This window comes from Ruegeria sp. CDSC052 (assembly GCF_059610685.1).
In genome coordinates, this window is sequence record NZ_JBXWOB010000006.1 from 144,530 (window position 1) to 168,175 (window position 23,646).

At 52.9% G+C, this 23,646-nt stretch carries 27 protein-coding genes; 10 read left to right on the forward strand and 17 right to left on the reverse strand.

Features of this window, described 5'->3' with window-relative positions:
* Positions 1–121: 121 nt before the first annotated feature.
* Entirely contained in the window at positions 122–880 is a 759-nt protein-coding gene (locus AC2FIM_RS12125; RefSeq protein ID WP_271952813.1) for a DUF4956 domain-containing protein, read from the forward strand.
* Here AC2FIM_RS12125 and AC2FIM_RS12130 read toward each other — a convergent pair whose 3' ends face one another.
* The 6 genes from AC2FIM_RS12130 to AC2FIM_RS12155 form a co-directional block, all read right to left on the reverse strand.
* Positions 881–1,822, reverse strand: a complete 942-nt coding sequence (locus tag AC2FIM_RS12130) for a metallophosphoesterase family protein (protein ID WP_271952812.1) — start codon at positions 1,820–1,822, stop codon at positions 881–883. It lies immediately after the preceding gene.
* A complete protein-coding gene (locus AC2FIM_RS12135) occupies positions 1,812–3,245 on the reverse strand; it encodes a hypothetical protein (RefSeq protein ID WP_281973660.1) in 1,434 nt (477 codons plus the stop codon). Before AC2FIM_RS12135 ends, AC2FIM_RS12130 begins: the two co-directional genes overlap by 11 nt.
* Positions 3,246–4,029: 784 nt before the next feature.
* Positions 4,030–4,203 (reverse strand): hypothetical protein, encoded by a 174-nt coding sequence (locus tag AC2FIM_RS12140; RefSeq protein ID WP_170355752.1) that lies wholly within the window; start codon positions 4,201–4,203, stop codon positions 4,030–4,032.
* Between the two features lie 400 nt (positions 4,204–4,603).
* Positions 4,604–5,218, reverse strand: coding sequence for a hypothetical protein (locus tag AC2FIM_RS12145; RefSeq protein WP_271952807.1), 615 nt, complete (start codon positions 5,216–5,218; stop codon positions 4,604–4,606).
* Positions 5,219–5,273: 55 nt separating this feature from the next.
* Positions 5,274–5,693 (reverse strand): hypothetical protein, encoded by a 420-nt coding sequence (locus tag AC2FIM_RS12150; protein WP_271952805.1) that lies wholly within the window; start codon positions 5,691–5,693, stop codon positions 5,274–5,276.
* Between the two features lie 244 nt (positions 5,694–5,937).
* Complete coding sequence (locus AC2FIM_RS12155) at positions 5,938–6,237, reverse strand: hypothetical protein (RefSeq protein ID WP_496732033.1); 300 nt, start codon at positions 6,235–6,237, stop codon at positions 5,938–5,940.
* 571 nt (positions 6,238–6,808) lie between these two features.
* Here AC2FIM_RS12155 and AC2FIM_RS12160 point away from each other — a divergent pair.
* From AC2FIM_RS12160 to AC2FIM_RS12175, 4 genes are all read left to right on the forward strand, one after another.
* Positions 6,809–7,324 carry a DUF805 domain-containing protein gene (locus AC2FIM_RS12160; RefSeq protein WP_170555158.1) on the forward strand — a complete coding sequence of 172 codons (516 nt, stop codon included), beginning with the start codon at positions 6,809–6,811 and terminating at the stop codon, positions 7,322–7,324.
* A gap of 74 nt (positions 7,325–7,398) precedes the next feature.
* Positions 7,399–8,169 (forward strand): hypothetical protein, encoded by a 771-nt coding sequence (locus AC2FIM_RS12165; RefSeq protein ID WP_496732035.1) that lies wholly within the window; start codon positions 7,399–7,401, stop codon positions 8,167–8,169.
* On the forward strand, positions 8,153–8,689 hold the full coding sequence (locus AC2FIM_RS12170) for a hypothetical protein (protein WP_170668087.1): 537 nt from the start codon (positions 8,153–8,155) through the stop codon (positions 8,687–8,689). The genes AC2FIM_RS12165 and AC2FIM_RS12170 overlap by 17 nt, the downstream gene beginning before the upstream one ends.
* Before the next feature lie 563 nt (positions 8,690–9,252).
* On the forward strand, positions 9,253–9,804 hold the full coding sequence (locus tag AC2FIM_RS12175) for a 2OG-Fe(II) oxygenase (RefSeq protein ID WP_496679735.1): 552 nt from the start codon (positions 9,253–9,255) through the stop codon (positions 9,802–9,804).
* A gap of 67 nt (positions 9,805–9,871) precedes the next feature.
* Here the strand turns inward: AC2FIM_RS12175 and AC2FIM_RS12180 are convergent, their stop codons facing one another.
* From AC2FIM_RS12180 to mgtE, 3 genes are read right to left on the reverse strand one after another with little or no spacing between them, the layout of a single operon-like run.
* The gene (locus AC2FIM_RS12180; RefSeq protein WP_496679737.1) at positions 9,872–10,363 is read right to left on the reverse strand and encodes an NUDIX hydrolase; all 492 of its coding nucleotides are present in this window, start codon (positions 10,361–10,363) and stop codon (positions 9,872–9,874) included.
* A gap of 21 nt (positions 10,364–10,384) precedes the next feature.
* Positions 10,385–10,834: a CBS domain-containing protein gene (locus AC2FIM_RS12185; RefSeq protein ID WP_496679739.1), complete on the reverse strand. Its 450-nt coding sequence runs from the start codon at positions 10,832–10,834 to the stop codon at positions 10,385–10,387.
* A 58-nt stretch (positions 10,835–10,892) separates the two neighbouring features.
* Positions 10,893–12,257 (reverse strand): magnesium transporter, encoded by a 1,365-nt coding sequence (gene mgtE / locus AC2FIM_RS12190; protein ID WP_496708321.1) that lies wholly within the window; start codon positions 12,255–12,257, stop codon positions 10,893–10,895.
* A 96-nt stretch (positions 12,258–12,353) separates the two neighbouring features.
* Between mgtE and AC2FIM_RS12195 the strand changes: the two genes are divergently transcribed.
* From AC2FIM_RS12195 to AC2FIM_RS12210, 4 genes are read left to right on the forward strand one after another with little or no spacing between them, the layout of a single operon-like run.
* The gene (locus AC2FIM_RS12195; RefSeq protein ID WP_496679745.1) at positions 12,354–12,632 is read left to right on the forward strand and encodes a hypothetical protein; all 279 of its coding nucleotides are present in this window, start codon (positions 12,354–12,356) and stop codon (positions 12,630–12,632) included.
* 5 nt (positions 12,633–12,637) lie between these two features.
* Positions 12,638–13,138 carry an ATP-dependent zinc protease family protein gene (locus AC2FIM_RS12200; RefSeq protein WP_496679747.1) on the forward strand — a complete coding sequence of 167 codons (501 nt, stop codon included), beginning with the start codon at positions 12,638–12,640 and terminating at the stop codon, positions 13,136–13,138.
* A complete protein-coding gene (gene rimK / locus AC2FIM_RS12205; RefSeq protein ID WP_170416203.1) occupies positions 13,135–14,040 on the forward strand; it encodes a 30S ribosomal protein S6--L-glutamate ligase in 906 nt (301 codons plus the stop codon). Before AC2FIM_RS12200 ends, rimK begins: the two co-directional genes overlap by 4 nt.
* Before the next feature lie 5 nt (positions 14,041–14,045).
* Positions 14,046–15,080 (forward strand): succinylglutamate desuccinylase/aspartoacylase family protein, encoded by a 1,035-nt coding sequence (locus tag AC2FIM_RS12210; protein WP_496679751.1) that lies wholly within the window; start codon positions 14,046–14,048, stop codon positions 15,078–15,080.
* Positions 15,081–15,127: 47 nt separating this feature from the next.
* Here AC2FIM_RS12210 and AC2FIM_RS12215 read toward each other — a convergent pair whose 3' ends face one another.
* Together AC2FIM_RS12215 and AC2FIM_RS12220 are read right to left on the reverse strand one after the other, a co-directional pair.
* Positions 15,128–15,493, reverse strand: coding sequence for an SPW repeat domain-containing protein (locus AC2FIM_RS12215; RefSeq protein ID WP_496679752.1), 366 nt, complete (start codon positions 15,491–15,493; stop codon positions 15,128–15,130).
* 18 nt (positions 15,494–15,511) lie between these two features.
* The gene (locus tag AC2FIM_RS12220) at positions 15,512–15,760 is read right to left on the reverse strand and encodes an EF-hand domain-containing protein (protein WP_170332111.1); all 249 of its coding nucleotides are present in this window, start codon (positions 15,758–15,760) and stop codon (positions 15,512–15,514) included.
* Between the two features lie 258 nt (positions 15,761–16,018).
* Between AC2FIM_RS12220 and AC2FIM_RS12225 the strand changes: the two genes are divergently transcribed.
* The gene (locus AC2FIM_RS12225; RefSeq protein WP_496679755.1) at positions 16,019–16,870 is read left to right on the forward strand and encodes a LysR family transcriptional regulator; all 852 of its coding nucleotides are present in this window, start codon (positions 16,019–16,021) and stop codon (positions 16,868–16,870) included.
* 37 nt (positions 16,871–16,907) lie between these two features.
* On the opposite strand, the gene AC2FIM_RS12230 is transcribed toward AC2FIM_RS12225, so the two are convergent.
* The 6 genes from AC2FIM_RS12230 to AC2FIM_RS12255 all read right to left on the reverse strand — a co-directional run bounded on the left by AC2FIM_RS12230 (position 16,908) and on the right by AC2FIM_RS12255 (position 23,596).
* A complete protein-coding gene (locus AC2FIM_RS12230; protein WP_496708323.1) occupies positions 16,908–17,846 on the reverse strand; it encodes a helix-turn-helix domain-containing protein in 939 nt (312 codons plus the stop codon).
* 200 nt (positions 17,847–18,046) lie between these two features.
* On the reverse strand, positions 18,047–19,114 hold the full coding sequence (gene mgrA / locus AC2FIM_RS12235) for an L-glyceraldehyde 3-phosphate reductase (RefSeq protein WP_142639603.1): 1,068 nt from the start codon (positions 19,112–19,114) through the stop codon (positions 18,047–18,049).
* A 125-nt stretch (positions 19,115–19,239) separates the two neighbouring features.
* On the reverse strand, positions 19,240–19,764 hold the full coding sequence (locus AC2FIM_RS12240) for a cysteine dioxygenase family protein (RefSeq protein ID WP_246097323.1): 525 nt from the start codon (positions 19,762–19,764) through the stop codon (positions 19,240–19,242).
* Between the two features lie 225 nt (positions 19,765–19,989).
* A complete protein-coding gene (locus AC2FIM_RS12245; RefSeq protein ID WP_281973667.1) occupies positions 19,990–20,259 on the reverse strand; it encodes an HlyU family transcriptional regulator in 270 nt (89 codons plus the stop codon).
* Positions 20,260–20,556: 297 nt separating this feature from the next.
* Entirely contained in the window at positions 20,557–22,050 is a 1,494-nt protein-coding gene (locus AC2FIM_RS12250; RefSeq protein WP_170570601.1) for a DUF1254 domain-containing protein, read from the reverse strand.
* Positions 22,051–22,084: 34 nt separating this feature from the next.
* The gene (locus AC2FIM_RS12255) at positions 22,085–23,596 is read right to left on the reverse strand and encodes a DUF1214 domain-containing protein (protein ID WP_271952817.1); all 1,512 of its coding nucleotides are present in this window, start codon (positions 23,594–23,596) and stop codon (positions 22,085–22,087) included.
* Positions 23,597–23,646: the final 50 nt, after the last annotated feature.

Sequence of the window (23,646 nt, forward strand, 5' to 3'; positions counted from 1 at the left end):
ATGTCCGAAGAATGCACGGTAATCTCTTTACCTGATCCCGCCTGTTGCGATTGAATTGAATAGGGCACGATGTGCCTTTGGTGAAGCGTAAGCCTTTGGCGTGAGCAGGAAGGAAGACAAGTTGAATACGACCCTCACATTTGTGACCGTGTTGTTGATGCTGCTGTTGCCAGGTGCTGCGGTGTCACAAGTCGACCCTGCGACGATGCTGGCCGGGGCTTCGGAATCGGAAATTCTCATCGAACGCCAGTGGACGCAGTTTCGTGGCAAACAGGAACTGTATTTCTTTACTCTCGATGTGATCGTCACGATCATTCTGGCTGGCTTGATCGTCTATCATCCGGTGAGACGTAAAGCCCGTAGAAGTGTCAGCGATATCGTCATGCCGCGACTGTTCTTCCTTTATGCGCTTGTCGGCATGGCGGTTGGCTTTCTGGTCGTACAGCACGGATCGATGATCGGGTTCGTGATTTTTGGAATAGGAGCTCTGTTAAGGTTCCGATCAAATATGGATGACCCGGTCGACACGGTGGAAATGATTATAGTCACCGTGCTTGGGCTGGCGGTAGGGCTGGGCTTACCCTTGATGGCCACACTGGTGGCGGTTGTATGTTGGTGTTTCATTTGGCTCGGAGGGCGAAACAAGGGCGTGGAAGTTTCGCTCAAGGCTTCGGATGAAGAACACTCATTGAAAGTCAGCCGAGACATTGAAGCCATGGCCGCAGACGCTGGCTGGAAGCTTGTCAGAAAACACCACGTCCCAGGAAAATCTCGCGTTTCGTTGCTTTTCATCACCTCGGGAGGACTTTCAGAAGCCCGGATAGAAGAGATGGTAAACGATCTGGTCCCAGAAAAAGTCGAACTGAAACTCAACCTCTAGTCATTTCACAAGGTCTAATCGTTTCAAAACAGCATTCGGAGATCTGATCTCTTTCGGGAGCGACTTGAAGTTTACCGACCTTTCGAAATCAGGCCCTCGATATACTGCTATCCCAAACTCTCCGTTCGGCTGGAACTTAACATGAGTGAAGCTGTGAGGTGATCTGGCGCTATCGCCAATAAGCCGACGCGGACCACCTCCCAAACAAGCTTGAGAGACGTAGGCCACACCGTCTTTCCAACCGGGATAGAAGGCATGATGGTGGCCTGACAGGTGCAGAACGACACCGCTTTCCAGGTAGATTTTCTCAAGTGTTGAGTCACCGATGATTTCGCGTTCGCGCTGGATCGCGAAGGGCCAAAGCGGAAGATGACTGAAAGTCACAATCGGGTCTCCATTTGCACCCAGTTCCACAAGTCGGTCCTGTTGATCACCGGATAGCGGCCCTAAGGTCGTAGCATCCAAAGATGCAAACGTTACGCCCTGCATCTCAAACGCGTAGAAGAACGGGTAGTCATCCGAAACCAGGAAGTCGACGTCTGGTTTTCTTGGTTCCCATTCTTCTGCGTATATTTTTCTTTCACGCTCGAACCCACGGTACGCAGAGGCATCATGGTTCCCAGGCGTGACCGCAAATGGAATGCCGGCAGCCTCTAAAGGGTCTGATACGGCCTCGTGAAACGCCTTCCACATCTCCCTGACCTGTTTGTCGGATAAGTTGGGGATGCGCTGTCCCGCAACCATATCTCCGGTCGAAATAACCAAATCGGGATCAATCTCGACTATCCGCTCAATCGCTTTGTCGACGCGGGCATCGTATCTTACCGAACCATAGCTTCCGTTCAGATCCGATATGACGATAACATCCAATGCCACCGCTTTGCAGGCGATCAGAGCGGTCCAAATGAACGCCGTAAAAAGGGTGGAAAGCTTACGGGGCATTACAGTCCACTGCCTCTACCTCGGTGTCGTTTCTCAAAAAGAATGCGACAGGATCCAAGTCGAACATTAAATCACCATTAGAACAATTGTCCTGGAGAATGGACGTTGCCAGCTCGGTGTTTTTCACAACTTGGGCAATCTGACTGTCTGACAACCCAAAGCTTTGCGACAACCAGCCGTAGACGGGACCTTGAGATTGAAGATCATTATTCAAAGCAACCAAGCGCCGGTAGGTGCTTGGAGAGAAGTGCCGCATTTTCTCCAGCATTTGAGTAGATTTCGCGAAGTTGGCATACTCGACCCGCCCCCCAGCATCGTTGTCGTTTAGATTGCTTCGACGGATCAAAAGCGCGTGGGCAGGAACATCTCCATCCTTTGGCTGATGGTGCTTCGCTTTCTTATGCTTCAGCTTTCCGTCTTCGACCCAATACCAATAGGGTGTGAAGTCTATGTTTCCTACGCGGTCCTGCTGGCTAAAGATGAAGTCGAGGAGAACAATTTCGGAGAGTTCTTGCATCCAAAATGCCATCTGTTGGTCGCTGACATCGGGACCGAGATCCTTGTTGATCATCCGGTCTTTTCTGCCTTCTCCGACGCCCTCTGCGATTGCCTCTGACAATGGTTTTGAAGACCGCAAAGCCAAGAAAGCGGGGGTTTCCTGAAAATCGCGGTTCTGACCTTTCCCCCAACCAGATTTACGGGTGCCGTTGATTTCCGAGCCGTATCGATGCCCAGGGCTATCAAGCAGCACACCATATATTTGCGTTCGATCTGCGGTGAACAGATCGTCGGTTGGCTGGTATGAGTTCGGGTCAGCATCCGCAGCTGCGAAGACCCGCCAGCCTTCGTGGTTCATGCGCCCGCCATGAGAGCCACCAGAAATCGCAAGGCCAGGCTCGGCGACCTCTGAAAAATGCGCCTGGGCGTCCATGCTACGCCAAACGGCGACTGGAACTTTGACAGTCGCGTCGAAATATCTGGAGAAATGATAGTAAAGCAGTGAAGACGTGGAAAACGTTCCACTGGTGCCTTTTTGGTTCATGGTGGACTTGAATTTAGCCACCCTGTCCATGGCCAGATCTTTTGCTGCCTTCCCCTCTTTGCAAGCGTTTCTCTCGAATTCAGAACGGTTCCCCATGTAAGGTCCTTCCGAAATATTGTAGACGGCCATTCCTGGGCTGGTGCTCCAGGTTTTCGGGCAAATGGCAATTTCGGAGGCATAGAAATCGATCTCGCAATAGGCAGTTTCTTCTTCAAGATCGCTGTTCTTGTACTCGCCCGTTGGAACTTTTTCGATCCGAATACAGCGTTCCATAACACCATTGGGACTATCAAATGTCGTGGCTTCACCTAGAACATCGTCGTTCGCCCACAAGACAGTGGGTGCAATGAGAGCAAGTGACCCCAGAAGATTGAACTTCATTTGGATAGTCCTCCCGGTATCATTTAGGGCAAATCGCTGCCTGTTGTTCGGTGGAGATTTTCAACTTGGGGTCAACACTAAAGTTGGAGAATTTTGAGTCGATCCACTGGTCGCACCCGCCTGAACATGGGGCCCCGTTTCGGGCATCATTCCAATATTCCTTGGCCCTTTCTTCTGTCCAACCGCAAAACTGAACGAGCGCCATCGCCGACAATGCACCTGAGGAATGAACCCCCCACATACAGTGCACCAGAACAGGGCCCTTTCCAGGGTTTTCAATCACCTCGTGTATGGACGCCATGACAGCACCGGGTCGGGAGGATCTGGCGCTTTGATAGTCAAGGGACCCGTTTCCACAACTGGTGCGACCGTATTCGGTGTTTTTGCCAAAGTCGGCATAAAAACCGGTTGAAAACCCTTCATTGCACAGAGTTTCGCGTTGACCTTCACTCAGGCCAGTTCGATCCTTGTCGCCGCCCTTGAAACCGGATCGATACAACACTCCGCTTAAGACTGGGCGAAAGAAAGCGACACCATCAACGCCTCCGTCACCCCCCTTTGAAAGCATTTGACTGTTGGTTGGACCGCCATTTCGACTGGTCACGTCAGAGTTCGCAGCGGTTGCGAGAAAACCAATGAATATGAGGGACGCAAAAAACCGCATGCCAACTCCTTTCTATTCTTGAACCTCTGATGCCCAAACCTTTGCGACCTGATAGTCTCTCGGAAAGGCTAATTCACGACGACCATATCAAGTGGGCAGTTAGCTTTCCGCTGTGGAACTTTAAATAGGCCACACCAGATTGATGATAACGACGACCACGAAGTAGGCTAGAAAAACTTTCCAATTCCATTGGTGCTTGTTTTCTTCGTTGATCACGCCAGCCGATTTCAATGCCAGGTTAGTGATGATCAAGGCGACTACGATGACCGCCGCGTGTGCCAGGTCGAAATGCAAGTTTGAGCTCCTTCTTCAAGATTTGGGATTGATGGAAATTTGTCAGCAGTCACCTGATGGCAGCATAGCTACTTCTGAGTACCTTCCCTCAGACGTCGTAATCCGAGCACATGCACCAGTATCCTTGTTAAACCAGTACGAGGTCAGACCTTCGCTTCGGATGAGTTCAAATCCGAGACTTTGGATGCCCATTTCAGCTTGGCCCGCTCTTGCCCCTTCAAATGACGAAAGATCGCTAGAGCTGCCCACAGTTGGTGCGCTTGCATCCACTGATCCGCCACTGTCGTCGCATGCTGCAAGCGCGGTAGTACACGCCGTGCCGATCACCAATAGGACCTTGGGTTTCATCTGTTTTTCCCTCTCTTTTTATACTTGCGTTCCAGGGTTTCTGATTGATCACCTATTCAATTCCGAAAATGACGTTGTAGTCGACGGAAGAGTTGCTGCGATTGATAACCTCCACAACATGATCACCAGATTGCCAAAGCTGTCCTCGATACTCCTTGTCCGCCGACATCAATCCCAACAGTTCAGAACCATCGGGGTTGCGAATAACGTAGTCCAAGGAGCCATTTCGCGGAGCAACGCGAACGTAAAGGAACTGTTCGCTTTTGGCACCGAGAACATATTGCTGTGACGCTCCGGGCGCGAGTTCACCAACGAGTTCGGCGCCGGTGGAACCACCATCGAATTTGACACGTTGGCTACCGGTAGAACCGGCCGCGCCTGCCACTGCTCCACCGCCATCATCCATCGCCTCGACAACCGCCATCTCGCCGATGTTTCCATCCTTGTACGCGATGCAGCGCCAAAGTGTTCCACCTGCGTCTCGCAGCATGACGAGCGTACCCGCCTCTGAGAACTCTGAGCTTTCAATCGTTCCGGATTGACCGTCTGGTCCACCAACCTGCCGCAAGTGGTCGATACAAGCGTCATCGGCTTCTGACATTGCAAGAGCAGCTGTGCCCGAAAATACAAACATGGGTGTGAGGAGTTTTAGTAAACTGAGTTTCATCAGATGGTCCCCTGTTGGTTAATCCTTACAGTTTTGTTCCGTGCAAAGCGGAACCTCACTTCGTTTCTCGTAACTTTGACAGAAACTCGTCGCATGCCTGTGCGCTGCCGACGATCTCGCCTGTCGTTTCAATTCCTTGCAGAGATGCCATCTCGGAATTTACGCGATTGAGGATTTGATCCGCTTGCTCGGCGGTGATCAGGTTCTCGGCTTGTGCTCCTTTCAATGTGGTGCAAACACCGGCGGACAAGCCTGTCGCAACGCCGACACCTATCGCGGCACCGCCACCCATGGTCATCGCCCCAACCACGCCGAGGGCGAGCCCGATCACGATACCCAAGATCACTTTTCCCAAGTTTTCCTCCCTTTTGGTGAGAAAGAGTTCAGCCTTCACTGCTGGCGCAAACCGCGTGCCCACCTGCAAATCAAAACCAGCGCCAACAGGTTGAGCACCGGTGCAATCGCCGCGAACCATGGTTTGGCCGACTCAAAGACCAAGTCCGCTACAAGTATCCAAGGTAGTCCCAACGGCAAAAGGAACACCCCGGACAAAGGGTCTCTTTCTTGCCCCAGCCAACCAAATGTACCCGTCAAGAATGCAAACAAGGCCAGCAGGTAAAGGATGGCGAATACGATGGTGGTTATTCTACAAACCAAGTCGAACTATCCGAAGAGTGAGCCAGTGCTGCGTAGCCGTATTCAGCTACGCACCAAACAGGTCACAATGCGCCTTCGTCGCCAAGGAACTCGATACCAGCTGTCGCGCCATCACTGTAAGCAATGCAATTCCAAGGAGCACGATCCTCGCCAACGCCGACTGTGACCTGTGTTCCCGCCTCGCTAAACGCGGATGTGAGCACCACGACTTGCGAATTGTTCGTCGTGTTGGCTACATCTCGCAAACACGCCTGCTGAGCCGGCGTGAGCTCGGCGGACGCGCTTGATGTACTCGTGTCGTCGCAGGCCGCAAGCAGTGCGAAACATGTCGCGCCTGCAATCATCACCATCTTGTTAGACATTTTCTTCTCCCTCTGGTTCCCTTGAAATTAGTGAAATTGGATGGGCTTGTTTGAAGTTCTCACGTCAGAGCAGGCTATGGAACATACTTCGACCCAGTGATTTCCCTTTCCAACAACTTGTCGCGGGGGGCTTGGCGGGCAGAGCGATTTTACTTTGACTACCGAGACCGCCAACAACGTGTGAAAGCTGAATGACGACACTGGCAAAAGCTCGAGCGAATTCTGGAAATAGGGCGAGTACGTTTAGTCTGAGCATCGCGTCCTCCCAGCGCTCAATCATTGTAAAGTGCCTTCCGACCGCCAGCACTCACTCCAGCAGTCGGAAGGGCTCGGCACAGCGAGCAGCAACGACAACAACCGAGGTAAAATAAAGTTGTGTCGAATTCGCATGTTTGAATCTAATTTTTCATAAATCAATACTTTTTCCGCGCGCAAAATTCACTACGCTCCCGTACGATAGGCTTCTGCTTTCAAACAAAAAGGTAAGTGGGAGCGTCCATAAGGGCGAATGTGATCTTTTGGCTCGGCGAGGCGTTCTGAGGCCGTACAGAAACTGAAAAAGGATTGAAAGATGGGATTTGGTGAAGCCGTTAAAACGTGTTTCTCGAAGTACTTCCAGTTCTCCGGCCGGGCTTTACGCTCAGAATATTGGTGGTTCTTCTTGTTTGTGGTTGTCGTGAGTGCTGGTTTAGCTGTGCTGGATACGATCATATTCGGGACCAACCCTGAAACAGGGCAGGGATCTCGGGTTCTGTCCTCTGTTTTCCAACTGGCCGTTCTCATACCTATGCTGGCCGCCGGTTGGCGGAGGCTGCATGATACAGGACGACCTGGCTGGTACTTGCTGCTGCCGATGGCGCTCAGTATTACAACGCTTTTTGTTATGCTGGGTGGGGTAGCGTTCTTTTCAGTATTGGAGCAAGGGACCGAAAATCCCGATGCATTGCGAGGACCTGCGGCCGTCCTGGGTGTGACCGGTATCGTTGTTGTCTCAATCCTTCAATTGGTTCTGTCCATTCTGATGATCTGGTGGCTGACACGACCTTCCCAAGAAGGCGCAAACGAATACGGCGAACCTGTTTCCTGATCTGGCTGTCCGGGCAATTGGCTGGAACTTCTGCTGAACGACAGTGCGAACCGTAACTCAATGGAGAGAAAAAAATGAGCTGCAAAACCATTTCCATTGGAATGCTACTGATGGCAGTGGCGACCACAGCATCAGCGGAGTGGTCGTTCAGCTCCGGGCCCAACCCCAATGCGTTTATTCAGACAGGAAACATGACGCTGGAACTTCAGTGTGACCGTATTCGCTTTGCTCCGGCTGGATACGAGGACAGCCAGGACATTGCGGACAAGCAGGGGCTTTCCATTCGTTTCTTGAAGAACGGCACCACCGAAGTTGGAGCATTTCAGGTTGGCGCAGAAAACGCTGCCGTGCAGATCGTCGACAACTATCCCGTCGAGGTCAGTTTCAATAGTCAGCCGGACTATGGTTTTGTTCTGGACCAGCTTGCGGCCAATGCATCGGTTAATCTGTCGATGATTGATCAAGATGTCAGCTACGGAATTTTTGACTTGAAAGGTTCCAGCGCAGCAATTCGGTCCCTTCGTTCTGCGTGCGATTTAGAAGTTAGCCAAGAGACCTCCTACGAAGCACCCGAAGGCATCGTCTATTGTGGAGGCGGAGCGATAGAACGCGTGATCGAACCCATGATTTTGGAAAACCCGGAGGGGGAGTGGGACGCACGAGTAACGGTCAACGGCGAGTTAATCAGAGCCATGACAGCCTACAGTTACTTCGGAAACTCTGAGCCGCCGGCGGGATTTGTTGTCGCCCTGCTTGGGGAAGACAGGTCCGAATTTCTGATTTTTAAAGAAGGCTCGGCAAACTGGCTGGAATACGGGGACTACAGGTATGAACAATGCAACTGAAGCCACCTTCCAACCGGCTTCCCAATTGGCAAGCTACTTGAAACGTTTGGTATCTGCGATCCTGCTTGGTTCGGGCCTGGTTTGGACCTCACCAGTTGTCGCGGCTGACGTTTCGCAACTTCCAACCGGTTTGCGAGCAAAGGTTGATCTGGCGGCGCAGGCATGCGCGGAGTTCAACAACGGTCAGTTTGACATAGCCTGGGGCGCGGTTGAAAGGGTCGATCTCGACGGAGATCTTCAACACGACTGGGTTCTGAATGAGTCTGGTTTCGCGTGTTCAAGCGCCGCATCTCTTTATTGCGGAACTGGCGGATGCATGTCGCACTTTTGGGTTAGTGAAGAGGTGCACTCTTTGCTTAACCAAGGTTGGACGGTCGTTGATTTTGGGCGTCAACGCGTTGTCGTCGCAGATATTCATGGATCCAATTGCGACGGAATAAACCCAACGCCTTGCGTCACCGCCAGTGTTTGGGATGCGGACGCTAAGACGTGGCGCTCGTCTGCTGGCGATTGGGAATAAGTTACATTTGAGCATTGCAGATAAGCCATAGGAGCTGGTTTGTTCGATGGGTTCTCTGTGGCACGCAAACTTATGGGCAAATCGTGCAAAGTTATGCGCAAATACCGCGCAGAGTTATGGGCAAGCTTCCAAGATTTTCTTCAATGAAATCAATGTTGGGAATGTAGCGTTATGAGCGCACCTACAGATTTTGTAGGTTTGCGCATAACACTTCGCACACCCCATAAGTTTGCGCAGTTCGCCCATAGTTTTGCGCTGCGCGATTGTCGGCATTGGCGACGAATTCAATCAGTTTTGGCTTAGTCGTTGTGGTTACGACCCTTTGCATTTCTCAATCCCGCAAAGGGCCTCCCTAAGGAACCTGGGATTCTCGCGAAGGTCTGCGATGCGCAGAAAGCAGACTTTGCAAAGTATTGGGTGCAGGCCGCAACAGACGTCTATGTTCTCAGTATTCTGGGCCTACGTGAAGTTTTATGTCGCATTCGATCTCTTAGGTCGAAAACAGCGCAGCGGCATAAGCGTGGATTGGCAAAATTCAGCACCAATCGAAAATGGTGTTCAGAATGTTGGAAGTTCATTCGATTCCCGGTGCATTTTCCGCGCGGGAATGTGAGCAGATTGTTGCTGAGTCAAAAACAGCCCCGACGAACGAGGCTCTGCTCGTCGGGCAGAACAAGGACCACAATCTCCGCAGGGCAGATGTGACGTGGTTGGATGATGTTCAAGGCACAGGGTGGGTGATGGCGCGGCTGATTGAAGTGGTGCGTCGTTCCAATGCTGACAAGTTCGGCTTCGACCTGAACGAGTTTGCCGAAAGTCCGCAAATTGCCTGCTACAAGGCATCAGTTGGAGGCCATTTTGCATGGCATTCTGATATCGGGGATGGGCCGACCGCTCGGAAACGCAAGCTGACGCTGGTCGTGCAACTCAGCAAACCGGGAATGTACGACGGTGGTGACCTGGAAATCATGCCCGGTGCTTATGCGGTCACGGCCAGCCGTTATCAGGGCTGTGCGACTATTTTCCCGAGCTTCCTGCTCCATCAGGTGACGCCAGTGGAGCATGGTCATCGACGCTCATTGACCGTCTGGGCCCATGGCCCGGCATTTCGCTGATACCAATGTCATGCTTTTCCAGATTGATCCAAAACTATGTCGCACTCCGGGGCAGGCAGATATGTGCTCACTGGACGCTGGGGTATTTCATCAACACTGTCAGCAACCAATCGGGCGGAGCCTCGATACTTGATATCATTGCACCCAACTCCGGTTCTCTCACTTTCCGGGCCGCGTGCTCTGGCGAGAACCAGCACCTTTTTCGCTCGTGTTTTTCCTTCCAATTCTTGCTGAGTTTCTTCACGACCATCGGATAGAGTGTCACGCGGCAAGTTATTGCGGTGCCGTCATCGAGGAGTTTGAAATAGTCGAATGTCCCAAGCGGTGTTTTGGAAATAGCGCCCAAAGCGCCTGCTTCCTCCCAGGCTTCGATCTTCGCGGACGACCACGGACTTTTTTTCTTGTTCGCCCATCCCTTTGGCGGGACCCAACGTCCTGTATCTCTGGACGTCACCAGCAACACCTCTACCTTGGAAGCGTTTGACAATCTCAAAGGTAGCGCTGCAACCTGCGCATACAGCTTACCTGTCGTTCGGGCGGCCTTTCTGGTTTTGCTCATATTCGCAAATGCCTTTACCCCTCAAACAACAGATCGATCAGGTGTATTGCGTGCCTTGTCGCGCAACACTTTCAGTTCCAATTCTTCTTCCTCATGAATCCGTGCAAGTATCTCTTTGCTGCTCACGACGGAATAAGGCTCGCCGCGTTGAGTGACGACCAAGTTTCGAATGTCGTGTTTCGCCATCAGACTGAGAGCAGTTGAAAGTTTCGAACCAGTCGCACATGTGATTGGTTTCTCTGTCATCCAGTCATCCACGGTTTGCTCGTAAAAGGAGGACCCTGAATCTGCGAGGCATAGCAGCACATCATGATCCGTGATGATCCCGACTAACTTGTCATTCTTAAGTACAGCGAGGGCATTCACTTCCAAAAGTGCAATCGCGACCGCTGCTTCGAATACGGTTGTGTCCGCGTCGCAGAAAGGGCGTCTTTTTAGATTCTGTGCTTCGACAATGTTTGAGATCGTCATTCTTTTTTCCTCGTAAGAAAGCGCCCGACCAAACTGATGGTTGGGGTGCGGGAAAACGTCAAACCAGAAGTGGCATCATTGCGGTTGCAAGGCTCAAGACGAGGAAGAACCCCGCCATGTCGGTTATAGTTGTCAACAAAGGGCCGCTGGCGACGGCGGGGTCCTGACCGATACGCTTCAACAGCAATGGTAGAACACCGCCAATGGATACGGCGACGACGGTGTTGAGCCCAAGTGCTCCTCCAATCACCAGCCCCAGAAACGGATTGCCTTTCCACATCCAGGCAACGACGCCGATCAGAAGCCCCAGAACGAACCCATTGATCACCCCGACCGACACTTCTTTGAACCAGACACGCATGGCGTCGATGGGCCGGACAAGGCCCAGGGACAACTCGCGCATGCTGACGGCGACGGCCTGATTGCCCGAGCAGCCGCTCATGTCGGACACCATCGGCAAGAACACTGCAAGCGCGATCACTGCGGCAAGGGTTTGTTCATATGCGGCGATTACGCTGGCCGCGATCACATTGAGAACAATGTTGGCCGAGAGCCATTGAAGCCGTCGCCTCGCCCGAAGCGGCAGTGGCATCGACCGAAGTTCATCGCCGAAAACACCCTGGCGTTTCAGGCTGGTTGATTCCGCACGTTCCAGCAGGGCTTCATCGACGGCAGACCGCGAGACGACGCCCACCAGATGCCCGTCCGCTTCAACGACCGGTAATCCAAGAAACGGGTGTTCATCGAACAAGTCTTCCAGCTTCTCCAGCGGCATGTTGGCTGGGGCGGTAATTGGGGGCACCATGATATCGATCAGGCGTGCGCTTCGGCGTGAGGACACGAGGCTGCGTAGTGAGACCACGCCAATTGGAGTGCCATTTGAATCCAGCACATAGGGATGCTGACCCCGATAGCGTTCAAGGTCATACTCTTCATTTGCGAAGCGCCTGAGCACTCTTCCCACTGTATCCGTTTCGGAAAACGTGAAGGCTTCGGCAGCCATGAGGCCTCCCGCAACATCGTCCTCATACTCTACCAGCCGACGAACATCTGCGGCGTCCTCAGGATCCATCCGGGTAAGGATCGCTTCCGCATCTGCGTCTTCAAGCTCTCCGATGACATCGGCCTGAACATCAGAATCCAGCTCTTCGATGACCTCTGCGGCCTGCTCCGACTCCATGCGCTCGACAAGATCGACCGCCATCGCGTTCGGCGCCTCTTCGACAAGTTCGGCAGCTAGTTCCGGTGGCAGCAAAGATAGTGCGGCACTCCGCTGCTCTACTGGTAGATTGAGCAGTTCACGCAGGGCATCGCTCAAGGGAAGCGGATCAAGCAGCTGTGCGAGTTCGGCCCCGTCACGCTCTGCCAGGGCTTGCTGCAACTGCGTTTCCAGTTCCCTCGGGATAGTATCGGTGTCTCTCATCTTCGTTTCATTGGTGGAGATTCTGGCCAGTACAAGCTCTATAGCAGAATATTTTTGCCTATAGACAAATTATTTTCGCCAATATAGGTAAAAATCATGCTTGAAAATGACTGGATATCTATGACCGCCGCACGCCTGGCCGAACTTTACGATCAGGACTTTGGCGGTAAGCCAAATGGGCGCTATCGAATCCCGGACAAGCTCGTCCGTCGGATTGCAGGGCGTAGACGTTTATACGAAACAGACATCCGTGCACTGTCGGTTGCAATTTTTGAACTTGGGTACGTGTTAATCGACATGGACACGTTTTTTGTCGTGATGAGCGCCAATTCGTTTGTGAACTACAGACGTGCCAACGATGACTGCATAGAGTAGATGCTATGGTGAAGCGTGTCTCACACCCAGAAATCATAGGTTGGCGTGAACGCATCAGCCTGCCCGACTTCGGAATAGAGAATATCCCGGCCAAGATAGACACCGGTGCAAGAACCGCAGCACTCCATGCTGTGGACCAGACAGTGTTTGAAATTGACGGCGAGCGATGGGTCGAGTTCATGATACCAGTCCAAAACCGCCGTTCACCAAACCGGGTTCGAACCAGGGTTGTCGACGAACGCGAGATCAAGAACACAGGTGGCGTCCCCGAACGTCGACTGATCGTGAGAACGCAGCTTTTGCTTGGACGGCATCGTTGGCAGATCGACGTCTCTCTGGCCAACCGTGCGAAGATGGAATTTGATCTGATCCTTGGCCGCACCGCCATTCGCAGGCGGGGGATTCTAGTCGATCCGGGTCACTCCTATCTGCTGGGTTCCGGAAAAGCTCCAACAAGGATCAAACAGAAAGCAAGAAGCACGGACCCGGAGGGACAACGCCAATGAAATTTGTCATGCTGGCTCGAAATCCAGAGCTTTACTCCCACCGTCGTCTGAAAGAAGCCGCTGAGCAGCGCGGACATGAGCTTGATATAGTGAACACGCTGCGCTGCTATATGAACATCGCTTCACGCCGACCCGAGGTCTACTATGACGGTAAGAAGCTTGGGCGTTATGACGCGGTGATCCCCCGGATCGGAGCGTCGGTCACATTCTATGGGTTGGCCGTGCTGCGACAGTTCGAGATCATGGGGGTCTTTCCGCTCAACGAGTCAGTGGCGATTGGCAGATCGCGAGACAAGCTGCGTTCCATGCAACTCATGGCGCGGGACGGCATTGGCCTGCCTGTCACCACCTTCGCTCATGATCCGAAGCAAACCGGAGAAGTTCTCAAACTCGCGGGCGACGCTCCACTGGTGGTCAAGCTGTTGGAGGGAACACAGGGCATCGGGGTGGTTCTTGCCGATTCAAACCGCTCGGCAAAATCCGTAGTTGAGGCCTTTCGCGGCGCGAAAGTTAACATCATGGTTCAGGAATTCATCAAGGAAGCGGGCGGTGCGGATATCCGTGCGCTCGTGGTTGGTGGGCGCGTGATTGCAGCCATGCAGCGCAAAGGTGCCGAGGGCGAGTTTCGATCCAACCTGCACCGGGGTGGAAGTGCCCAGCCAATCAAGATCTCACCCGAGGAACGCTCTACCGCTGTGCGCGCAGCCAAGACGATGGGGCTGAATGTCTGCGGCGTAGATATGCTGCGCGCCAATCATGGGGCAGTTGTCATGGAGGTGAACTCCTCACCCGGACTTGAAGGGGTGGAAAAGGCAACTGGAATTGATGTTGCAGGCAAGATCATCGAGTTTCTGGAAAAGAACGCCGCCAAGGGAAACACCAAGACCAGAGGGCGCGGATAGCAGCCATGCGCGAACCATTTGAAATCGGCGGTTTCACCGTCCCAGCAGGCACGCGGGCTACGCTGGACCTGCCGGTGAGCGTGATGTCCGATCATACGCCGGTCAGCATGTCAGTGCATGTGGTTCACGGCCGCCGCCCAGGGCCAGTCCTGTTTGTCAGCGCGGCAATTCATGGCGATGAGGTGATTGGCGTCGAAATCGCGCGGCGATTGCTACGGGCACCTCAACTCGACAAGATCGCTGGCACGTTGCTGGTTGTGCCAATCGTGAACGCGTTCGGCTTCATGACCCAATCGAGATACCTTCCAGACAGGCGTGACCTGAACCGGTCTTTTCCCGGTAGCGAGGGCGGATCATTGGCGGGCCGCCTCGCACATATATTCATGACCGAAATTGTTGAGCGTTCCGATCTCGGTATCGATCTTCATTCTGCCGCTATTCACCGCACCAACCTGCCTCAGATTCGAGTGTCTCCGGCCTCGGATGCGACGATCAGATACGCCGATGCGTTCGGTGCGCCGGTCGTCATGATTTCCAAGTTGCGCGACGGGTCCCTTCGAAAGGCGGCCCAAGAACGCGGCGTCGACGTGCTGCTGTTCGAAGGTGGCGAAGGGCTTCGATTTGACGAGCTTTCGGCGCGGGCGGGGCTCGCCGGTATTCTTCGGGTAATGAACGCGATGGGCATGGTTGCCAAGCGCGGGATCGCGTCTGTGCGTGAGGCGCCCGTTCATACAAGAATGAGTTCCTGGGTACGCGCTCCGGCTGGTGGGTTGCTAAGAACATTCAAGGCAGCGGGCGAATATGTAGAGGTCGGCGACTTGCTCGGCCGGATCTCGGACCCGTTTGGTGAAATCAGAATGGACGTTCTTGGAGAAGCGGACGGCATCATTGTGGGCCGTACTAATTTGCCATTTGTGCACGAGGGCGACGCCTTGTTTCATATCGCAAAAACGACGAGCGCAGATGTTGAAATGCGGGTCGACATGATCGCCAATCAGCTCGACGGCGATCCAATGTTTGATGAAGACGAGATCATTTAGATAGTCTGAATGTGAAAACGCGGGGCAGTTGCCAGCCCCGCGCCAGTTTACGAGATTGCACGCAATCCGCGGCTCGCCATTGCCTCCCAAGCGGCAAGTCCGATCAGCGTCGATCCCGCTATCCATGCATTGGCCGTCGCCACAATATGGCCGGTGAAGTTCAACGCCGCCGGCGCCACGAGCAACAGGAACCCCATTGCCGATACCGGAGCCACCCGTGCGAGAAGGTGGCTCCGGCCGTCAGCGCCGGACATGACCAGAACAACAATGCCAGTTGCCATGAAGGCGATTGCTTCAAGTTCAGCCATGCCCTGCAACAGCGTTTCCTCACGAAACAGGACAAAGGGGGACAAAACCAACCAAATACCCATCGCGGCAAGCAGCCATTTGTGGGGAGGGATTGGCTTCCTCATAACCGTGACAACCTTTGCTTACTGATCCCCTGTGGGACCAGGGAGAAGTTCTGCGTCAACGGCGGCAACCAATTCGTCGTCATTGATGAAACCATCGGCATTCGCGTCGATCTCCAGGAAGAGATCATCCGAGACTTCAGGATACTTGGTCTGAAGCTCTGCCAGCGACGCCAGGCCATCACCGTCCATGTCAAGATCAGCGGGCATGGCGAATGCCGGAACAGCAAACAGCGAAGAGAGAAGAGCAACAATAGAAACTCGACTCATTTTGTTTTCTCCATGAGAAAATGGGCTTCTTGCCCATTGTGGGGTTGGTGCAGCGCTCCGGTGTTGGTGGCAAATCCACAGGGGTCAGATTGCAACGGTTCCTCAGCTCGGGATCTCCACTACAAAATGAGAATTGTTGATTAGCGTTCTGATCTGGTGGGGGCACTTTCGCGCTGCACTTGGTATATCGCACGAAATATTTGTGTTGAAAAACGAATTTTATTCTCGGATGATATCGAAAAATGGAATAGATAATCCTTGGATATCGAACAAGCTCGAACCTTTCTGGCCGTTGTTGAAACGGGCACCTTCTTTGATGCTGCGAAAAAGGTCCATGTCACCCAATCTACGGTGAGCATGAGAATTCGGACTTTAGAGCAGCAACTTGGGCAAGTGCTTTTTGACCGCAGCAAATCTGGCGCAGCGCTGACGAATGCGGGACAACACTTTCTCAAACACGCACAGTTGCTTGTGAGAACCTGGGCACAAGCGAAGTTGGACGTTGGTCTCCCTGTTCCAATAAGAGCAGCGCTAGAGATTGGCGCCGCACCCAGCCTTTGGGACGGATATCTTATGGGTGCTTTACCCGAATTGATGGAAACGCTGCCAGACGTTGCCATACGGGCCTCCGCAGCTTCTTCCGATGCTCTGTCGCGGGAGATCGAAGAGGGCGACCTCGACTTGGCCATAATGTACCAGCCCCGACGGGCGTCGGGATTGTCTGCCCTCCAACTATTCCAAGATGAATTTGTTCTTGTAAGCAGCGGTCCCATCGGTCTGCCGAACAAGCTGGGAGATGCGTACATTCTCATAGATTGGGGCCCTGAATTTAAGGCTGAGCATTTATTGAATTTTCCAGAGCTTGATGCACCTCGTCTTCAATTGGGTATCGGGACCCTGGGCCTTCAGTATTTGAAGTCCATTCCATCTTCCGGCTACTTTCCAAAACGGGTCGTAGAAGCGGAACTTAGGAGTGGTCAACTAAGCTTGATAAAGGAAGCCCCTCGGTTTGCCTTCGCAGCATATGCGGTCTTTGCCCAAGATGACGAGAGCGGTCTTCCGGGCAAAGTCGCCCGGATACTTCGCAATACCGCTAGTTCGTTTGGTTGAGCACCTCAGCCCGAAGCGGAACTGGAAACTTTCAGCGTCAACTTGGCGGGAGTGTATTTAGGTAAGCATCTCGAAGTTTAGCACTTCGACGCCCAACAATTGAATTGGCGATACCCGAGCAATTTAAAGTCCAGACCCCGAAACCCGCGTACCGCTGATGGGCTCCAAGAAACTTGAGACCAAGGTCCTCGCACAATTGAGTCCCAAGATCGTTCACTGAGATTGCCCCGATCTCACGTACAAAAATCTCCCTTTCGAGAAGCTCTTCCAACTCTGAAACAAAACCTGAAAGGAGCAAGCGAGTTGCGCTCTCGTGACCGCGCGCGACATAAATCGCTGGGCAATATGCAAAGTAGTCACCCGGTAGCAAAGGGCGTTTCAGAAGATCCGGCGTAAGCTCCGCTTCATCAAACAGAAGTTCATAGAAACTCTTTTCGGGATCAGACTTTGGAAAAATCAATCCAACGTGTCCAACAATTTTCGACCCAAGCATTACATAGGGCCCTGACAAAAGGCCCGATTTTTGTATATCACGCCATACCGTGTCAGCGGCCGAAAAGCCACCGGGCAAACCATCTCCATCATCCACCTCCATGCATGCCACGGCTTGTGTTACCGCCGATGAGGAGCCACCGAATTCGTTGATTACTTCCTGATTGTTTAACAAACGATAGGCAGACCCTGAATGTTGCGCTCGCCCGACCTCCCAATCCTCTCGGCAAGCGACCACATCCTCCAAGCTCCAACCGAGCTTTTCTTGCAGCTGGTACTCAAGGTCACCACGGATATACGACAGCGAGCGCTCATATTTGCTAATGGCGTCAACACTTACGTTGAGCTTCACCGCCAATTCTTCTTGAGTCATACGGCCATGGCGACCGCTGCCAATTCGATGGGAGCGTAGTTTTTGAGCAAAAAGAGACGTCCAATTTTTCATTTTGGTCTTGGGAACTGCTGGGTTCAACAGCGCCAGCATGCCAAAATTCCACGCCTTGCCCAAGCTTCTTACGGGTTTCTTACAGGTTTTTACGGTTGTGGTCCGTGGGCTTCGGCCACGGGCTCGGGCAGCGTGAGCATTGTCGACCTTTGTTACGGAGAAAGACTATGCCCAAAGCAGAAACGCCATGCGATTAAGCAGAAGAACCTGCTAGCACCAAAAATCAGTGGTCAACAATCTTACTCAATTTCCGAGGATCGCGCCCAGAGATTGATTTCCTCTTCCGAGCTTACCTCGTCAATCTTAGCGAGTTCCGCTTCGGTAAATTCCAAATTCTGGACCGCACCTACGCAATCCACGATCTGCTCAGGTCGCGAAGCGCCAACAAGGGCTGTCGTAATCCGGTCACCTCTCAGCACCCAAGCAAGCGCCATCTGAGCTAATGATTGACCGCGTGACGCCGCTATGTCGTTTAGAGCCCTGACACTCGTCAATGAACGTTCGTTGATCATGCCGTCCAATAAAGACTTGCCTTGGGTCGCACGACTGTCTTCGGGAATGCCGTTCAGATACTTCGATGTCAAAATACCCTGGGCAAGTGGCGTGAACGCAATCGATCCCACGTTCAATTCGTCAAGCGTATCCAACAGCCCGTCCCGCTCAACCCAACGGTTGAGTAGGTTATACGACGGCTGATGAATCAGGCACGGCGTGCCAAGGTCTTTCAAGATGGCCAGCGCTTCGCGCGTTCGTTGCGAGTTGTAGCTTGAAACTCCGACGTAAAGTGCGCGCCCAGAGCGCACTATATAGTCTAAGGCCCCCATAGTTTCTTCCAGAGGGGTATCTGGATCGTAACGGTGGGAATAAAAGATATCTGCGTATTCTAACCCCATCCGCTTGAGCGACTGATCACAAGAGGCCACAAGATACTTTCGTGATCCCCACTCCCCATAGGGGCCCGGCCACATATCATACCCTGCCTTGGTAGATATGATGAGTTCGTCCCGATAGCCTGCGAAATCAGTTTTTAAAATTTCACCGAATGCTTCTTCCGCCGATCCCGGTGGTGGGCCATAGTTATTTGCTAAATCAAAGTGCGTTACACCCAAGTCAAAAGCAGTGCGGCAGAGATCGCGCTTTGTCTGGTGCGGGGTATCCCCACCAAAGTTGTGCCATAGCCCAAGGCTTATCGCGGGTAGCTTTATGCCAGACTGCCCACAACGGCGATAGACCATTTGCTCGTAGCGGTCCGGATTAGGAAGAAATGGGCGTGGCCGAGGCTTCGGGGGGCGTTGTAATTTGCTCATCTGTCCATAATCCGAGATCATCACCCCGTGTCAATTCAACGAGATAGTAATCGGCTATCAGCGAAGCCTGACGTATAGACGGAACATGCCTAAGGCATTGCCAGCGCAGATTGTCAAACTGCAAACTAGTCCTCGAATAACGCGCGAACCTTCGACATGTCATAGGCATGTTCCGTCAGGTTTTCAGGATCCCATTCGCTTCGCTCAGCTTCAAAAAAATCCCCGCCGTATACGTGGATTGCTCCGGTCAACTTGGGGATAGGGTTTGTAACCGAGTGAATGAGGTCCTTACCAAGCGGAGCATATTCACCCGTCGACAATGCTCGAGCCCCCGCCGCTTCAATGCGTCCGTTAGGGTCATCTGCTACGCGCCGCCAAAAAATGTTATCTTCTCGGCCACCATAAATACCGATCACGGCCCACATTTCGTGATTGTGGGGCATTATGGTCATTCCTGGCTTCCATACGACGTTGACGATTGTCAGATCACCTGACTTGTAAATGGGAAAGATACCGCTTTCGGTCGGCTCTCCCAAGGCTTGCGTCACGCCCGCGGGATCGCGCATCGCCCGGTCCACCACCTCAGCCACCGATTTGTGAGACGCGTCCTGATCTACTGCGGTCCGGCAGTCCGCTACAAACTGTTCCATGTTCCACATATCTTCAGCCCTCAATTGCATACGATAAATGCAACAGGGTAGCACATGCTGTAAAATAGACGAAATTGGGACCCAGATTGCAGCTGCATGTATCGGGCATCTAAGACTTCCAATGACTGCTTGGCTTGCTTAGCGTTCTTTCGCCAGATCGGGGCGGATGTCTAATTTGCGGAACCATCCGTCGATTGCATCGCATAAATTAGGCTGTCTGTTTGCTTAATCGAAAATGCGGTTGCCCTGCTCGTCGATCACCTGTTTCGCCTTTGCGATGCTGAAGCTTTCGCCCTGATCCCGGGTCTCAAAAACATCCGCCCGGATCACTGTATGGGTCTTGCGATTTCCGCCGATGGTCTTTTCGATACGGGCTAGAAGGCGGTACTTGCCACCTTCGGGCATCAGGTCCGGAAAGATTTCGAACCCTCTGTAAGAGACTGGCTCCGGCTCCGACTTTTCACCACCACCGAAGAGTTTAGAGAAGAGGGACATTGGGCGGCTCCTTTCAGCGTTGCTATGACGGGAGACTAGCGCCGCTTAGGACAGGCGCGAAGCATGTCGTGCTATCACAACATTTGCCTTCGATCCGTTGGCACGCTCCTTGCGTTGCCTAGTACGTCCAGATCCGCGGTAGAAGTCCATTCCCCACACCACGCTCCCTTGTAAGACTGTCCAGACCGCCATTCTGACACGCCGCCGCCGACGACCGCTTTGAGCCCAAAACCGACACCGAAGAAAATGCAAGACGACGCCAAAAAGTAGCGTCGCCCGATAGTCGCGGTTGTCGCTTTATTCTACCAGTTCCAGATCACCGGGACGCCAGGTCTTGTCGAACCAAGGCTCGAGCGGGCCGTAGAGGCGCATCATCACGTTGAAGCTTTGCCCGGGCATGGTTTGCGCCCAGTTGTTCTCCCAACCTTCTGGGGCTTCTGGACCAAAATAGATGCTGGTACTCCCATCCTCATTCGGTTTTATCCCCGGTCTATTAGAGTCGATACCACCGGATTGCTGGTCAGTTTCAAGGATTGACCGAGTCTGTCCGCTATACAACATAAACGACGCAAAGTTTTTGGCGGGAACCGGCGCCGGTAGCGTTACCTTATAGGTTTTTGAGCCGTCAAGGTACTGTCCGTTGCTGTCTCGCGCTGTCATCGCATAGACAGACCCCGTCCCGACCGGTGGCGAGGTCATCGCAGGCGTTATGCCCGTTGCCATATAGAAAAAGTACGACCGATCATCGAGGATGCGCGCGCCGTCCTCAAGAAAAAGATAGCTCTGGCGTTGGAACGGTGAGTTCCATTGCCGGTCTTCATAAAAGAAAACTCCCGGATCGCGCGAGGCATACGTGATCGCTCGCGCCGTGGCGTTTGCGATTGCTGCTGCCTCCTTGAAAATGGCCTGCATACGGGCATCGGGTTCGAAGGGCTCGCCCTTCCTGATCCCTATGGAAGCAAACGTTCCTACAATTTCCGGACTGAACGCACCAATTGGATTGTTTTCGAGTGCGACGTGGATCTCTTCAAAGAAGTCTTCGTTGTTCGCGTGAACAGTGTTGTGTTGAACACCGGAGATATTCAGGAAAATTTCCGCGGGAGGATTGTCCGCTTCACTAAGCGGATAGATATTCAGACCCGCCTTGATCTCGGCAACAGGGCCAGCCGTATCTCCGTCTGCGTCTGGCGAGCGTCTTAGCAACAACCAGTGCTCATATGTCTTTGTGCGTAGTTCGAAGTAGCCCTCGGGCACCGGCGTTTCATCGTCGTTGTGCAAAAGTAGATACTTGCCACCTTCTCCCTTATCCGCGCCAAGCGCCCCGATATCCGTCACATAGTCAAACGCGGCGTCATCAAGCAACCCAAGCAGGCCTGCCGGAACCTCAATCACCATCGGGCCATCCGAGATATCGACATTCGAACCAATGTAGATTGTGGTTGTATTGGGCGTCAGCCAGATGGACCGCGCGTCCAGCAGGTCTTCTGCAATCACGACGTCATTGGGATTGACGCCCAAGTCTTCGTATCCCTGAAACATAGCTCGAAGCGAAGCGATCTTCATGCCATCCAGGAAAGCAGTCGTTGCTCTGATCAGATCAAGGTTGTCGAAGACTTTCTCCACCGTCTCAGGTGATGGCATACCATCGAAGAATTCCAGATCACCAAGCGTCTGGGTCTCGACCTTGTCTGGTGTAAGAACATTCTCAGGAACGTCGGCTTTGAATTCTTGGGCTGAAGAATGCGATGCGAGTATCAGGGCAGTCAGCACAGCTAACGACTTTGTTTTCATTGTTCGCTCCATTGGGAATTACTGTTTGTTTTGATCAGTTTACTTTTTCTAGATCGCCCAGCATCCAGCCACTCTCCAGCCATCCTTCTTGCGGCCCATATAGACGAAACAAAAGGAAGTACGGCTCTGTGGTTGGTATCCAGTTGCTTTCCATGCCTTCCGGTGCTTCTGGTCCAAAAAAGATGTCGTAAGAACCGTCTTCATTAGCCTGCATCGCATCAGTGTCGCGCTCGGACAAACCGACAGGATCAACGTTCCGAATGAAGCTCTTGGTCTCCATCGAATAAACAATCACGGACCAGAAATCGTCGGCAGGTGTATCCGCTGGGACGTTCAGTTTATAGGTCTGATTGTGATCGTACATTTCCCCGTCGCTGTCGCGCAGGCCTGTCAGATAAAATGTACCTCCGCCCAGTTGTTTCGGCAGGTATGTAATCCAGAAATAACTGCCGCCCGCACGCGCATCCACAAGGACTTCGGTCTCAGTCTCATAGGGGAAACCAGCCTCGGGTTGACCATCCGCGAAATCCCAAATCAACCACTGGCTCCTCATCTCGCCGCTATCGTCGACCCAAAGTGGGATCATGGCTTTCCCGGGCGTCACAAAGTAGTTCTGCATCGAGGCGTACGCGAGCAACAATCCCTCGTTCATTGCCTGCATTTGAAGTTCACTTGGTTCGAAAGGCTTTCCCTCCTCGATCCCGAGATCTTTCAGAAAATTCACCATAACCTTGTCTTGTGGACGGATCGGGTTGTTTTGAACGTAATCGTTCAGGTCCTGAAAGAATGTCTCGTTGTAGTATGGAAGCGAGTCGTACGGCACTTCTGACGCTTCGAGATAGTTGTTGGGTGGCGGATTGTCGGCCTCGGACAGGTAGTACACTTTGATCGTCTGAGCGTACTCGGCCGCATCGGCGTCCGTTCCGCCATTCGTCAGTTTTGGCCGGAACGAAAAACCATATTCGTAGGTATCTGTTTCAAAGGGAAGGTATCCCGCTTCAGTTAATTCCTCCAGCGACATTTCCCCTTCGTAGCCTGGGGGTAGCATGAGGTACTTGCCGCCGACACCTTCATCGAAACCATCGGGACCTACGTCCACAATAGGAACATCCCAAGCATTCACGATTGTACCGAAGTAGTTCACCTTGTCGGTGGCAGCGGGCACTTCAATGACAAGGGGACCGGGTTCGGAGGTCATTGAAGCCCAAGCATAGGCCGTAACATCGTTGGCCGTAAGAAACCCATGTTTGGAGTCGAACGGCTTGTTGAGATAAATGATGTCATTGTAGTCGCCACCGAGGTCGCGGCGAATGCCCTTGAGGAAATCGATCATACCGGCGGCAGGCATTCCCCAAATGGCCGTCTGGGTGGCACGCTGCACCATAATCTTGTACTCGATGTCCTCGACCTCGGCTGATCGTGCAAGGATGTCGCCCGTGTCGTTGAAGGACTGGGAGAAAACTGGTGAAGCAGAAATACCTGCGCCGAGCACCATTCCCAAAAAATGCATCGAAAAACCGCCGTGTAATGGCCGAAGTATTTTCATATTGCAATGCTCCCTGCTGTTTAGGGAAAGCTTGCACATCCGTTCAGCCG